Origin of the sequence: Embleya australiensis, assembly GCF_051903075.1 — a bacterium.
Taxonomy (GTDB): Bacteria; Actinomycetota; Actinomycetes; order Streptomycetales; family Streptomycetaceae; genus Embleya.
On record NZ_CP182422.1, the window covers coordinates 3645715 to 3659051 of the forward strand.

Below are 13337 nucleotides of genomic sequence, written 5' to 3' on the forward strand. Positions count from 1 at the left end.
AGCGGGGCGCCTCCGGTCGGCGATCACGGGCAGCCAGGATAGGCACACGGCACCGACACGGTGGCGGTTTCGTCGGGACCCGACGGGTGGACACAGGGGTGGGGCTGGCCCCACCCCCGATCGGCCAGGCACCTACCTGGTCGCGCGGCGGCCGTCCGGCCAGGCTGGAGGAAACGCGCCAAGCCCGTCCGGGAGTTCACCGTGACAGCTCGACAGACCGACCGCAGGCACCCGATTTCGACCCCGCTCGTCACCTGCGCGCTCTGTGCGGTGGCCGGCGCCGTGTTGTGCCTGGCGGCGGTCCATCGGTCCGGGCTCCCGGCGAATCCGAACCTGATCGGGCTGCTGCGGCAACCGGCGCCGCTGACCACCCTGGTGTTCGGCCTGTCCGGTCTGCTGGTGGCGCTGCGCGGCCGGACCGGGCGGGGAAAACCGGTTGAACCGACCCCGCCGAAGGTCGCACCCTGGAGTCTGCGCCACTCGGCGGTGAGTACGAGTGGGCCGCCCCGTCACGGGGAGGGGGCGACCCACTCACCCGGGGCCGGTTAACCCCGGCGCCACTACTGGTTAAGATGGGCACGCAACTACGCACGCTCGCGTAGCTCAGCGGGAGAGCGCCTCGTTCACACCGAGGAAGTCACTGGTTCGATCCCAGTCGTGAGCACCGATCACTTCGTGATCCTGATCAATCGAGGGCCGCTCCTGCGAGCGGCCTTCGGCACGTTCAGGACCGTGCCCGGCACCAGGTGGTCCGGATCCGGGCCGATCACGTCCAGGTTCGCCGCGTAGAGCGCCTGCCAGCCGCCGATCACGCCGAGGTCGCGCGCGATCGAGGAGAGCGTGTCGCCCGCCTTGACCGTGTACCGCGAGCCGAGCATGCCGATCTGCCGGGCGCACTGCGGCCAGGCCTCCCAGCCCTGCATGCTCAGGATCTGCTCGGCGACGGCGATCTGTTCCTCGCGGGTGGCCCGGTCCGGCCGGTCGGCGTACTCCTGTCCGCCCGCCTCGTCCCATGTGCTCGGCAGGATCTGGAGTCCGCCGTAGTAGCCGTTGCCGGAGTCGAGACTCCAGCGCCCACTGCTCTCGCACTCGGCGAGCCGGTCCCAGACGTCGTCCGAGACCGCCTCGGCGGGCGCGGCCCGCCCCACGACGAGTCCGGCGCCCAGGACACCGGCGAGCAGGACAACCACGGACGATCGGATGATCAGCTTGGCCATGTCAGCCGACTGTAGGCAGCCCGCGCGCCGATCCTGGGACCCGACCGGGGGCGGGCCGCGGAATCACCCGGCTGTCGCAACGCCCGCAGCCCACCGGGCGGTCGGGCGGTCCCGACCGAGGCCGCGCAAAGACGGCCCGCCGATCCGCGCCGAGACGGCCCGTCGATCCGCCCGACCCGGCCTACGGCAGGTCCGGCAGCAGGCTGTCGATGTCCGAGGGCAACAACCCGCTCGGCAACACCCCCGAGGGCAGGCCCGGCTGCTTGGGTCCCTGGGTCGAGGGGGTCTTCTTCGGGCTGTCGTCGTCGCTGTCCCCGCGGCTGATCAGGATGACCGCGGTCACCACGCCCGCCACCAGCACGAGCGCGATCACCAGCATGATCAGCGGGTTGCCGCGGCGACCGCCGCCCTGCGTCGGCGGCGGTCGGTGCGGCTGCTGCGGATACGGCGGCGGTTCGTGGTGCGACACGGGCTTCGACCCCCAAGGCGACCGGTGCCGGGGGCGAACTGTCCCCGAACATCCATGCTGTCACGATCCGGACGTGCCGGAGCCGGACCGTCGAAGTCCGGGCAAAGTGAGCACCGATTCGAGGGAATCCCCGCCCCGACCGCCGCGGATGCACGAGCCGCCGGACGAACGCGCCGCGCCGACCGCCCGATCGCGTCCCGCGCGGCTCACAGGTCCTTGGTCAGCTCCTCGAACTCCAGGTCGTCGCGCAGCGGCCTGCCGAACCGCTCGTTGCCGTAGGGGAACGGGATGCGCACTCCGGTGCGGGCGAAGCCGCGCCGCTCGTACCAGGCGATCAGCTCCTCGCGCTGGCGGATGACCGTCATCCGCATGCGCTTGGCGTCCCACCGCCGTACCGCGACCCGCTCCGCCTCGGCGAGCAGCGCTCGGCCCAGGCCGCCGCCCTGGCGACCGGGACGCACGGCGAACATGCCGAAGTACACGACCGAGTCGGGATGCCGCTCCAACTGGCAGCAGCCGAGCAGTACGCCGTCCCGCTCGGCGATCCACATCACACTGTCCGAGCCCTCGACCACCGCCGCGACGCCGTCCGCGTCGGTGCGCTGCCCCTCCAGGAGTTCGGCCTCGGTGGTCCAGCCCGCACGGCTCGCCTCGCCGCGGTAGGCGGATTCGACCAGTTCGAGCAGGGCAGGGATATCCGCCGGTCCGGCCTGCCGGAAGCCGACGGCGACGACCGCGTCGGGGGACTCCTGCGTTCGGGTCGACGCGTCCTGCGGCACCATGGTTGTCTCTCGCCCCTCGTCGATTCGGCAATGTGTTCCATGCCGTCCCCGAGCGTACGGCGTGGGTCCCGAGAGGGGCCCGCGGCTTTCGGTCGCGGTCGGGCGGTGACAAGGTGTCCGGAAGCCGGCAACCGGATGGCCCCGCCATGAATCGGGGGTCACCGGGCCACGAATCCGGACCAAATCCGGGAAAAGCAGAAATTCCAGGAAAACGGGAGAAGCCGTACATGGTGAGGGCAGGCGTTCGCCGGCTGCTGGACATACGGAGGACCAGGCTCTCCCTGGCCCTGGTGGGTCTGTGGCTGCTCGCCGCATGCGTCGCCGTCCGACAGGCCAACGAAGTACTCGACCGACCCGAGGACCGCAGGCTGCCGGACCTGGACGCGTGGCTCGGCCCCGACGGCGTACTGCATCTGCCGGGCTCGCTCTACGACACCGACGCGCGCGGCACCACCTTCGGCGGCACCCCCTTCGCCGGCTGGGTGCTGCGCCCGCTCACCCGGGCGGCGGAGCACACGCTGGGCGTCGCCTGGACGGTGGCCACCCTGCTCATCGTGGCCGCGATCGCGGTGGTGGTCGCTCGGGCGGTGCCCGGCCTGCGCACCCGCCGCGCCCGGCTGCTCGCGACGCCGCTGATCATCACCCTGCTTGTGGTGTCCCTGCCGGTGCGCGGCAACCTGTCACTCGGCCAGCTCAGCCTGCTCCCGGTCCTGCTCGCGCTGCCCGCGATGCTCAAAGCCGCCCCGGGTCGGGTCGCCTCGATAGCGATGGGCGTCGCCGCCGCGCTGCATCCGGCGATGTTGCTGTTCGCCGTCTACCTGTGGCTGACCGGCAAGCAGCGCGCGGCCGCGAACGCGACGGCCACCTTCCTCGGCTGCACCGCGCTGGCCTGGGTCACCATGCCGCACGACTCCTTCACGTACTGGGTGCACCACGTCGCCGGCGCGGGCCTGGGCGGCGACGCCGACGCGCTGTCCAACCAGTCGCTGCACGGTCTGCTGCTGCGGGTCGGCCTGTCCGGGCCGCTGGAGATCGTGCTCGTGGTGCTGCTGTCCGCCGCCGTGTTGTGGTTCGGCGTGCCGCGCGCGGTGGCCTACGCCAAGGACGGACAGGCGCTGCTCGGCGCCGCGCTGGCCGGCTGTGTGATGGTCGCGATCTCCCCCGTGTCCTGGCAGCACCAGCAGTTGTGGATCCTGCTCGTCGCGGTCGCCCGGCTCGGCGCCAGGCAGACGGACCGCATGGTGTGGCCGGTCGCGGTCTTCATGATCATGACCCTCGACAGCAAGACGCTGGTCTGGGGCAAGCTGGCCGCCGTCCGCACGATCGCCGACAACGGGCCGCTGCTGCTCGCGATCGCCTCGGCGTGCGCGGTGCCGTTCATCACCAAGGCGTCGGCCAAGTGGAGTCCCCAGGCGGTGCCGCAGGGGGTCGCGGACAAGGGCCGGTTCGCCTGGATCCCGGCGCTGCCGTTCGGCTGGCGTCCGCTGTCGCGGCCGAACCTGCTGCTCGAACTGCTGATGATCCGGGTCGGCTACCAGGCCTACTCGTTCATCCGGGCGTCGGTGCCCGACCAGCGCCAGGTGGCCGAGGAGCACGGGCAGCAGATCATCGACCTGGAGAAGTTCCTGCACATCGACGTCGAGCGCGGCCTGAACCACTTCGTGGCCAGGATCGGCTGGCTGCAGAGCGGCATGAACTTCTTCTACGAGACGTTCCACTTCATCGTGCCGCTGACCATCCTGGCCATCCTGTACGTGCGCAAGCCCGCCGCCTATCGCTCGGCGCGCACCGTGCTGAGCGTGGCCACCCTCACCGGCCTGGTCGGGTTCTGGCTCTACCCGCTCGCGCCGCCGCGGCTGATGCCGGGCTACGACTACATCGACACCGTGCACGGCGTGCAGGACCTGAACAACCCGGACTTCGGCGCGCTGACCAAGATCTCCAACCAGTACGCGGCGATGCCCTCGCTGCACGTGGGCTGGTCGTTGTGGTGCGGGTTGATGATCCTGGCCATCGCGCCGAAGGGCTGGCGCTGGCTGGGTCTGCTCTACCCGCTGTCCACCACGATCGTGGTGATGGGCACCGCCAACCACTGGATCATGGACGCGGTCGGCGGCGCCGCGGTGGTCACCCTGGGCTTCGTGGTCCAGCACCTGCTGACCGGCCGCTCGGCCTTCTCGGTCGACCCGGTCGCCGCGCCCGTCGCCGAGCCGGTCGCCGTCGCGGCGGGGGCCGGATCCGGGGTCGCCGACGCGATTAGCACACCGGTGACGGTCGGGGCGGGTGAGTCGGAGGTGACCACTCGTTCGCGGGAGCCAAAGCAGGATGATCCCGATTCGCGGGATGATCCCGACAAACAGCCGGTCAGCCGCAAATAGTGACGACACGCGCGCTCATTGCCAACACTTTGCCAACAGCGCCCGCAACCCGATCGTGCTTCGAGCGGTAGTCAGTGTGGTCGGTGCCGGAGGGGCCCGACCTCACCGTGACACCACGAGGAGCACCATGACGCACATCTCGCGCCGCGTAGCCCAGGCCGCCCTGCTGATCGCCGCCGGCGCCGCGCCGATCCTGGGCGCGTCCGCCGCGCACGCGGCGGAACTGCCCACGGGTGGCCTCGGCGCGCTGACCCAGCCGGACGTCGGCGGCCTCGCCGACAAGGTCCCCGCGGCCTCCGAAGGCGCGGGCAACGCGGCCGGTGGAACGGCGTCGAAGACCGTCCCCGCGGCCTCGAAGACCGCAGGTCAGACGGCCGGTACCACCGCGTCGAACGCGAACAAGACGGTCGGCGACGGCGCCGCGGCGGTCGCTCCCGCCGCCGGCCAGACGGTCGGCCAGGCCGCCCCCGCGGCCGGTCAGCTCGCCGGTGGCGGCGCCCCCGCCGCGCCGTCCCTGCCCGCCGTGCCCTCCCTCGGCGGACTCCCGATCGGGGGTTGATCGAACCGGTTCTCATTCGGTTGAGAGCCGGTGAAACCGGCGGGGCCGGTGCGGCGTGTCCATTGATGCCGCACCGGCCCCGCCGTATGTCCGAACCGCGCTTGTCCACCATTGGGATTAGCAAACGATCGGGTATCCCTCCGTGGGATGACGTACCAAAGGGCCATCGTGCGCATCCAAATTACTTCGTGGGTGTCTACGCTGTTCTGCGAGCGTTACGAAGAGTCGCAATTCTGGACATAGGCCACGAGACTCTTCCACCACCCCACAATCGAGGAGCACGGTGTCTGCCACGACGCGGGCCGCCGCGAACGGCCACAACAAGAACGGCACCGGCACCCCGGCCGCCGAGCGCGTGCGCGGGATCTCGGCGGGGGTGCTGATCTGGTATCTGCGGATCGTGGCGGCACTCGACTTCGTGTCGGCCGTCTCGGTGCCGCTGCGCGACCGGGTGCGTCACCACGACACGGGCGAGTACTACACGCCGTTCCTGGTCACGTCCGGATTCACGTCGGCCGCGCTGGCCGCGTTCCTCGCCATCATGCTCGCCCGCCGCAAGCGGGCCGCCTGGGCGTTCACGGCGATCCTGCTCGTCCCGTCCACCGCGGTCTACATCTGGGCGCTGTGGTTCGACGACCTGCGGCAACACCCGTTCAACTGGTTCTCCACGATCCTCACGTTCGTGATCTGCGTCGCGCTGCTGCTGAGCTTCGCCGAGTTCGGCGCCAAGGGCGACCGGGGCAACGTGCTCAAGGCCGGCCTGGTGCTGGCCGGCGGCGCGGTGGTCGGTGTGGTCCTGGGCTCGACGCTGGTCAACGCCACCGACCGGATCGCCGACTCCAGCATGGGCGACCGGATCCTGTACGCGGTGTTGCGCATCTTCACCCTCGCCCCGGACAGCGACCTGGGCAGCGTCTCGGTACCGCGCTGGGTCGACATCGTGATCAACGTGGCCGGCGTGGTGTTGTTCCTGCTGGTGCTCTACGTGCTCTTCCGCGCGCCCAAGGGTCGCGAACTGCTCACCCCCGACGACGAGGTGCTGCTGCGCGAGCTGCTCGACAAGCAGGGTGAGCGGGACTCGCTCGGCTACTTCGCGCTGCGTCGGGACAAGGCGGTGATGTGGTCGCCGAGCGGCAAGGCGGCGGTCGCCTACCGGGTCGTGGGCGGCGTCTCGCTCGCCTCCGGCGACCCGATCGGCGACCCCGAGGCGTGGCCCGGCGCGATCGACCGCTGGCTCGCCGAGGCCGAGGACCGCGCCTGGGTGCCGGCCGTGATGGGGGCCAGCGAGGAGGCCGGCACGATCTTCGCCCGGCACGGTCTGGACGCGTTGGAGCTGGGCGACGAGGCGATCGTCGAGGTGTCCGAGTTCAGCCTGGAGGGCCGCGCGATGCGCGGTGTCCGGCAGGCGTACAACCGGGTCAAGCGCGCCGGGTACACCACCCGGGTGCGCCGCCACGAGGACATCCCCGAGGGGGAGATGCGCGAACTGCTCGACCTCGCCGACCACTGGCGCGACGGGCAGACCGAACGCGGCTTCTCGATGGCCCTCGGCCGGCTCGGCGACCCCGACGACGGGCGCTGCCTGATGGTCGAGTGCATGGACGACGAGGGACGGCTGCGCGCGGTGCTCAGCTTCGTGCCGTGGGGTGCCAAGGGCGTCTCGCTCGACCTGATGCGCCGCGACCGCGAGTCGGACAACGGGCTGATCGAGTTCATGGTGCTCGACGTCATAGAAGGCGCCAAGGCGTACGCCGCGGCGAACGCGAAGCCCGCCAAGGGCGGCAAGGGGAAGGGCAAGCCGGCCGAGCCGGAGGCCGAGGCCCCCGCCGAGGCGTCCTCGCCGATCGACATCGAGCGCATCTCGCTGAACTTCGCGATGTTCCGCTCGGTGTTCGAGCGCGGCAACAAGCTCGGCGCCGGGCCGGTACTGCGGCTGTGGCGCGCGGTCCTGGTGTTCTTCTCCCGCTGGTGGCAGATCGAGTCGCTGTACCGGGCCAACGAGAAGTACCGCCCGATCTGGGAGCCGCGCTACATCTGCTTCCGCAAGGCGAGCGAGCTGCCGCGGATCGGCATCGCGAGCGCCCGGGCCGAGGGCTTTTTGACCACGCCGACGCTGCCGCAGCTGTTCGGCGCCCGGCACGAGCAGCGGGTGGCCTCGATGACCAAGCGCAAGGCCGCCGAGGCGACGCCGCCGCTGGACGGCTGGACCGCGGAGCAGCGCGAGCCGGCCGAGCACAAGCAGCCCTGATCACCGGGTTCGGCCACGCCGACCACGCCGAAGGGCGGCACCCTCGCGGGGGTGCCGCCCTTCGGTCGTTCGCCTCTTCGGGGTCCTGCGGGTCGGCTCAGACCAGGCGGCGGATCTCGCCGCGCACCCGGTAGAACCCGCCGCGCTCGGCCGGGCTGACCGCGTCCACCACGTAGCGCGCGCCCGCGACCCGTACGTTCTTCGGGAACTGCACGTTCCAGCCGCTCTCGTAGCCCGCGGTGACCACGTGCACCCGCAGCCGGCCGTTGCCCTGGTCGACGCACTCGACCACGACGCCGGTGCCGGCCTCGGTGGTGGTGGCCACCTCGGTGGTCGGCACCACGGCCTCCATCGCGGCCACCTTGACATCGCGCACCTGCGGCACGGTGCCGTCCTGGGCCGCCGCGATCGCCGCCTCGCTCACGTCGATGCAGGCCAGCGAGCCGTCGGTGGTAACGATGTACAACTTCTCGTCGTGGTACTGCATGGAGAAGGCCGAGCCGCACGTGGTGCCCAGCTTCCACAGCCGCTTGCCGTCCTCGGTGAAGCAGTACACCGTCGAGGAGCTGTCCCCGGCGAAGACGTACTTCCCGTTCTCGGCGGTGGCGCAGGAGAACACCGACGCGTCGCAGTCGTAGGTGGTGCGGATGCTGCCGTCGGACTTGGCGATCCGGTGCACCTTGTTACCGGTGGTGCCCGCGTACACGTCGTCGCGCTCCTGCCAGCCGAAGAGCACCCCGCCCCTGGTCTTGGTGGTCCACAACTCCTTGCCGTCGCCGGCGGCGAACGCCTGCACCCCGGCGCTGTGTCCGTGGTAGATCGCGTTCTCGTCGCAGCGCACCATCCACGCGCCGGTGCCGTTGGTGGCCGCGGCCCAGAGCGACTCGTCCTCGTGGTCGATCGTGGTGCAGCCGCCGTTGGAGTCGGACACGCCGAGCACGCCGTCGTGGATGTCCAGCCAGTAGATGTCGATGTTGTCGGTGATCTCGTAGGCCACGCGCGGAGCCTTGCCGCCGACGTCGTACACGTTGCCGTTGTCGCACCCGGCGTAGATCCACGAGTCGTCCGCGACGATGCACTTGACGCCGTCGGGCAGTTGGTAGCGGCCGGTGACCTCGCCGGCGTGGTCGAGGAACCAGACGTCGCCGCGCTGGTTGCCGACCAGGACCCGCTCGGAGTCGACGAAGATGCCGAACGCGGAGGAGCCGGTGCGGTAGCGCCACAACACCGGCGCCGAGTTGCGGGCCGTGCTGGGCCGGGAGACGATCTCGCGGCGGGTGATCGCCCTGGGCTTGCGCACTCCCTGGACGGCCGGCTCGTAGCCCTTGCGCAGCTTCGCGGCGACCTTCTTCTTGCCGTCCGCCTCGGCCTTTTGCGGCGTCGCGTGGGTGGTCGTCCCGGTCTGGCCCTTGGCCCCGATCCGCCCGTACGTGACCGTGACGTCGCAACCGTCGACGACCACTTCGTAGTACTTGTGCGCGCCGTCGCCTTCCTCGGACAGCTCAAGGTAGGTACGGGTCTCGGGCATGACGACTCCTGGCTCCGCTGAGTGGGTTGGGGATGCCGAACCTCCACGACGGAACGGGAGAACCGTGTTGTTGCAAGGGGGCTGATGCCCCGTCATCCCCGGTGGCGACGACTCGAACACTACTCACGTCGGCCGACAGCGTGGGGGTGGGCGAACGGTTGCCCGGGGGCGGTGCCCATTCCCCCGGCCGGGTGGGCCCGTTCACCCGGCCGGCGCATCTCGTGACCTACGGGTTCGTTGTCGGGCAAAGTGCTCCGACATACTCCCGACCCCTACTCCGCCGGGAGGATCATCGGGGTCGGGACCCCTCCCCGTGGACGACGTTTCAGCGTCGGGCGCGGGGTTAATCTCCACTCGTCCCGATCACCGGTCGCCGGTTCGACCCCAGTACGGTCGGCCGAAGACCCCGCTTGCCCGAGGAGTCCATGTGGCCGGGCACGTGTTCACGTCATTGGCTCCCGCGGCGTTCGGCGCCAGACCCGCCGGCAAGCGCCTGGAGCGTGTCCGCAGATCGCCGCATTTTCGCGACGGCGCGTTCCGAAATCCCGTGCCGACGCGCCGTGGCAGTCCGGGCGCGCTCGGCAAGATGATGCGCGCGCAGCGGGCCGCGTCCGGACTGCGTCGACCGGCCGTGGCGATTCCCCTGGTCACCGCGTCGGCGGCGGACTTCGCACCGGCACCGACGACCGGGCTGCGGGCGTCCTGGCTGGGGCACGCGACGGTGTTCGTGGAGATCGACGGGGTGCGGGTGCTGTTCGACCCGGTGTGGAGCACCCGATGTTCGCCGTCGGCGGCGTTCGGCCCGGCCCGGCTGCACGCGGTGCCGGTGCGCTTCGCCGATCTGCCCGACCCCGACGTCGTGGTCGTCTCGCACGACCACTACGACCATCTGGATATGGCCACCATCGTGGCGCTGGCCCGGCGTGAACGGGTGCTGTTCGTGGTGCCGTTGGGCATCGGCGCGCATCTGGAGCGGTGGGGCGTCGCCGAGGACCGGATCACCGAGTTGGACTGGCACGAGTCGGCCGAGGTCGCCGGGCTCGCCTTCACCGCGACGCCGGCGCGGCACTACTGCAATCGCGGCGCGCGGGTGCTCGGCACCGTGTTGTGGGCGTCGTGGGTGGTCGCCGGGCCCCGACACCGGGTCTTCCACAGCGGGGACAGCGGCTACTTCCCGGGGTTCGCCGACATCGGCCGCGAGCACGGGCCGTTCGACCTGACCATGATTCAGGCCGGGGCGTACGCGGAGGCGTGGCCCGAGGTGCATCTGCACCCGGAGGGCGCGGTACAGGCGCACGCGGATCTGGGCGGCGGGCTGATGTTGCCCATCCACTGGGGCACGTTCGATCTGGCACCGCACGCGTGGGAGGAGCCGGCCGAGCGGTCGGTGGCGGCGGCGCGGGCGCTGGGCACCGGCCTCGTGGTCCCTCGGCCCGGCGCGCTGTTCGAACCGGCCCTGGTGGACGGGGCCGAGGTGGAGCCGTGGTGGCGCGAGGTGGCGGCGGCGCCGGAGCGCTGGGCACCCGCGGCGCCGGCCGAGCAGGCGGCGGTGGAGCCGGTGGTGATTCCGGCGTTGTCGAGCGGATCCGCGGTGCCGGCGGGCTGAGGCGTGGAGCGCGGCTGGGCCCTGTCCGGCCGGGACGGCGGGCGTGGTGGGTCAGGGCGTGGAGGGGGAGGATGTCTTCCAGGCGTCGGCGCGGATGCCGCGCGGGAGGACCATGACCGGGGTGCGGGCATTGCGGACGATCTTGTGCGAGACGTCGCCGACGAATACCCGCTTGACCGGGCCGACCGTGCCGGACGCGCAGATCAGCAGGTCGTCGGCCCAGGTGACGGCGTCGAGCGCGGCACGCACGTCGTCGCCCTCGACCGTTTCGCCGTCGACCGCCCCGTCGAGGTCGGCGATCGCCGCCGCGAGGTCCTGCCGGGCCTGCTCGCGCGCGGCGCGCAACACCTGCTGCTCGGCCGCCTGGTGCTGCTTGCCCGAGTAGAGCCGGACCGGTCGCAGCACCAGCGTGAGCAGCCGCGCGTCGGCGTCCAGGAGCCGGGCGAACGCGACGCCGCAGGCCGCCACTTGGGCCGACTGCACGGCGCGCTGGTAGGCGATCGTGCAGCGGGCGACGCGCGGCGGCGGATGTTCGGCGAAGCCGCGCGGCGCCAGCACCACCGGCACCGGCGAGCCGTGCAGGAGTTGGTCCGCGGTACTGCCGAGCGCGACCCGCCCGGTCCGGCCGCCCGGCGCGGGGCCGATCACCACGAGCGCGGCGTCGTGCTCCTCGGCGATCCGGGCCAGTCCCCGGCCGCTGCCCCGGTTGTCGCCGATCGCGCGCTCGACCGGCAGGTCCGGGTCCCGCTCCCGCAGTTGCCGCTCCGCGTCGTCGAGCAGCCGATCGGTCTCCTCGCGCAGGAACGCGCGCCACTCCGCGTCCACCGCGCCGACCCCGGCGCCGGGCTGGGCGGGTGGACGGATGTGCGCGAGCACGACGCGGGCACCCGCCTGGCGGGCGAGCAGCGCGCCCAGCGCGAGCGCGTCCTGCCCGCGCGGCTCGGGCCGGCAGCCCACCACGATCCGCATGTCCGCGCTCACCGGTCCGCCTCGGCGCCGGCCTCGGCGCGCCAGCGCGAGTGGCGGTAGCCGTACAGGAAGTAGATGGCCACGCCGGCCGCCATCCAGACCAGGAAGACCTGCCAGGTGGTCCCGGAGAGCCGGGCCATCAGGTAGATGCAAAAGCCCACGCCGAGCAGCGGGGTGATCGGGAAGAACGGCGAGGTGAAGCCGCGCGGCAGGTCGGGGCGGGTGCGGCGGAGCACGATCACCCCGATGTTGACCAGGGTGAAGGCGAACAGGGTGCCGATGCTGGTGGCCTCGGTGAGTCGGCCGAGCGGGACCAGGGCGGCCAGCAGGGCCACCCACGCGCCGGTGATCAGCGTGTTGGCCACCGGGCTCTGCGTGCGGCTGTCGACCTTGGCGAAGATCGGCGGGATCAGGCCGTCACGCGCCATCGCGAACAGGATCCGGGTCTGCCCGTACAGCACGGTGAGCACGACGCTGGCGATCGAGATGATCGCCCCGGCGGACAGGATCGTCGACGCCCACGAGCCGCCGGTGACGTCGGTGACGATCTGCGCCAGCGTCGCCTCGCTGCCCTCGAACTGGTCCCACGGCATGGCGCCGAGCGCGGCGAGGGCGACCGCGACGTAGACGATGGTGACGATGCCGAGCGAGATCAGGATCGCGAGCGGCAGGTCGCGGCGCGGGTTCTTGGCCTCCTCGCCGGCGGTGGAGGCGGCGTCGAAGCCGATGTAGGAGAAGAACACCTGGGACGCGCCGGCGCTGATCCCGGCCGCCCCCAGCGGCGCGAACGGGGTCAGGTTGTCGTGCTTGAACGCGGTGAACGCGATGGCGCAGAAGAACGCGAGGGTGATCAGCTTGATGAAGACCATGATCGTGTTGGCCACGGCGCTCTCCGACACCCCGCGCACCAGCAGCACGACCGCGAGCAGCACGACGACGACCGCGGGCACGTTGAACGTGCCGCCGTCGCCCGGGGGTTGGCTGATCACGTCGGGCAGGCTCACCCCGAAGGCGGAGTCGAGCAGTTCGTTGACGTACTGCCCCCAGCCGACGGCGACGGCGGAGATGGACACGCCGTACTCCAGGAGCAGGCACCACCCGCACACCCACGCGATGCCCTCGCCGAGCGTGGCGTACGCGTAGGAGTAGGACGAGCCGGACACCGGGATGGTCCCGGCCAGTTCGGCGTAGGACAGCGCCGAGAACAGCGCGGTGACCGCGGCGAGCACGAACGAGATCACCACCGCCGGGCCGGCCTTGGGCACCGCCTCGGCCAGGATCACGAAGATCCCGGTGCCCAGCGTCGCGCCGACGCTGAAGAAGGTCAGTTCGAGCAGCCCCATGGAGCGCCGCAGGCCGGCATCCCCCTCGCCGCCGCCGCTCTCCGCGAGGATCGCGTCCACGGGCTTCGTCCGCAGCACGCCATAGCGCGTCCGGGGTGCGACATGACTGGCGGGCAAATCCGGCCTCCCTGGAAACACACGGTTCGAGAAGGGAGGGGTGCCCCGAGACGGGGCGCTCGAACGGCCTTTCAGCCATTCGGCCCGGGTGCGCCGGCGCCGATCGACGCACCGGTCGCCG

The 13337-nt window shown here is 71.5% G+C and carries 11 protein-coding genes and 1 tRNA gene; 6 read left to right on the forward strand and 6 right to left on the reverse strand.

The features are described from left to right. Positions 1 to 201 precede the first annotated feature (201 nt). Together ACMXN5_RS15575 and ACMXN5_RS15580 are read left to right on the forward strand one after the other, a co-directional pair. Entirely contained in the window at positions 202 to 549 is a 348-nt protein-coding gene (locus tag ACMXN5_RS15575; protein ID WP_439675774.1) for a hypothetical protein, read from the forward strand. Positions 550 to 592: 43 nt separating this feature from the next. Continuing rightward, positions 593 to 664, forward strand: a tRNA-Val gene (locus ACMXN5_RS15580). A gap of 4 nt (positions 665 to 668) precedes the next feature. Here ACMXN5_RS15580 and ACMXN5_RS15585 read toward each other — a convergent pair. The 3 genes from ACMXN5_RS15585 to ACMXN5_RS15595 form a co-directional block, all read right to left on the reverse strand. After that, entirely contained in the window at positions 669 to 1217 is a 549-nt protein-coding gene (locus ACMXN5_RS15585; protein WP_439675775.1) for a transglycosylase family protein, read from the reverse strand. 181 nt (positions 1218 to 1398) lie between these two features. Further along, a complete protein-coding gene (locus ACMXN5_RS15590; RefSeq protein WP_439675776.1) occupies positions 1399 to 1686 on the reverse strand; it encodes a hypothetical protein in 288 nt (95 codons plus the stop codon). A 206-nt stretch (positions 1687 to 1892) separates the two neighbouring features. Then, positions 1893 to 2468 carry a GNAT family N-acetyltransferase gene (locus tag ACMXN5_RS15595; RefSeq protein WP_395800401.1) on the reverse strand — a complete coding sequence of 192 codons (576 nt, stop codon included), beginning with the start codon at positions 2466 to 2468 and terminating at the stop codon, positions 1893 to 1895. 227 nt (positions 2469 to 2695) lie between these two features. Between ACMXN5_RS15595 and ACMXN5_RS15600 the strand changes: the two genes are divergently transcribed. The 3 genes from ACMXN5_RS15600 to ACMXN5_RS15610 all read left to right on the forward strand — a co-directional run bounded on the left by ACMXN5_RS15600 (position 2696) and on the right by ACMXN5_RS15610 (position 7653). Next, the gene (locus ACMXN5_RS15600) at positions 2696 to 4846 is read left to right on the forward strand and encodes a bifunctional glycosyltransferase 87/phosphatase PAP2 family protein (RefSeq protein WP_439675777.1); all 2151 of its coding nucleotides are present in this window, start codon (positions 2696 to 2698) and stop codon (positions 4844 to 4846) included. Between the two features lie 127 nt (positions 4847 to 4973). Then, positions 4974 to 5405, forward strand: coding sequence for an ATP-binding protein (locus ACMXN5_RS15605; RefSeq protein ID WP_395800397.1), 432 nt, complete (start codon positions 4974 to 4976; stop codon positions 5403 to 5405). A gap of 283 nt (positions 5406 to 5688) precedes the next feature. Continuing rightward, positions 5689 to 7653: a phosphatidylglycerol lysyltransferase domain-containing protein gene (locus tag ACMXN5_RS15610; protein ID WP_439675778.1), complete on the forward strand. Its 1965-nt coding sequence runs from the start codon at positions 5689 to 5691 to the stop codon at positions 7651 to 7653. Between the two features lie 97 nt (positions 7654 to 7750). On the opposite strand, the gene ACMXN5_RS15615 is transcribed toward ACMXN5_RS15610, so the two are convergent. Next, on the reverse strand, positions 7751 to 9181 hold the full coding sequence (locus ACMXN5_RS15615) for a WGR domain-containing protein (protein ID WP_395800393.1): 1431 nt from the start codon (positions 9179 to 9181) through the stop codon (positions 7751 to 7753). 427 nt (positions 9182 to 9608) lie between these two features. Here ACMXN5_RS15615 and ACMXN5_RS15620 point away from each other — a divergent pair, with 427 nt between their 5' ends. Then, the gene (locus tag ACMXN5_RS15620; RefSeq protein WP_439675779.1) at positions 9609 to 10787 is read left to right on the forward strand and encodes an MBL fold metallo-hydrolase; all 1179 of its coding nucleotides are present in this window, start codon (positions 9609 to 9611) and stop codon (positions 10785 to 10787) included. 51 nt (positions 10788 to 10838) lie between these two features. On the opposite strand, the gene ACMXN5_RS15625 is transcribed toward ACMXN5_RS15620, so the two are convergent. Together ACMXN5_RS15625 and ACMXN5_RS15630 are read right to left on the reverse strand one after the other, a co-directional pair. Further along, a complete protein-coding gene (locus tag ACMXN5_RS15625) occupies positions 10839 to 11768 on the reverse strand; it encodes a universal stress protein (protein WP_439675780.1) in 930 nt (309 codons plus the stop codon). Beyond that, positions 11765 to 13177, reverse strand: a complete 1413-nt coding sequence (locus tag ACMXN5_RS15630) for an amino acid permease (RefSeq protein ID WP_439675781.1) — start codon at positions 13175 to 13177, stop codon at positions 11765 to 11767. Before ACMXN5_RS15630 ends, ACMXN5_RS15625 begins: the two co-directional genes overlap by 4 nt. Positions 13178 to 13337 lie beyond the last annotated feature (160 nt).

What these genes read in the sequence shown, in the direction of transcription:
- ACMXN5_RS15585 (WP_439675775.1), bottom strand. Translation starts at nt 1,217, where the DNA reads ATGGCCAAGCTGATCATCCGATCGTCCGTGGTTGTCCTGCTCGCCGGT.
- ACMXN5_RS15595 (WP_395800401.1), bottom strand. Translation starts at nt 2,468, where the DNA reads ATGGTGCCGCAGGACGCGTCGACCCGAACGCAGGAGTCCCCCGACGCG.
- ACMXN5_RS15600 (WP_439675777.1), top strand. Translation starts at nt 2,696, where the DNA reads ATGGTGAGGGCAGGCGTTCGCCGGCTGCTGGACATACGGAGGACCAGG.
- ACMXN5_RS15605 (WP_395800397.1), top strand. Translation starts at nt 4,974, where the DNA reads ATGACGCACATCTCGCGCCGCGTAGCCCAGGCCGCCCTGCTGATCGCC.
- ACMXN5_RS15615 (WP_395800393.1), bottom strand. Translation starts at nt 9,181, where the DNA reads ATGCCCGAGACCCGTACCTACCTTGAGCTGTCCGAGGAAGGCGACGGC.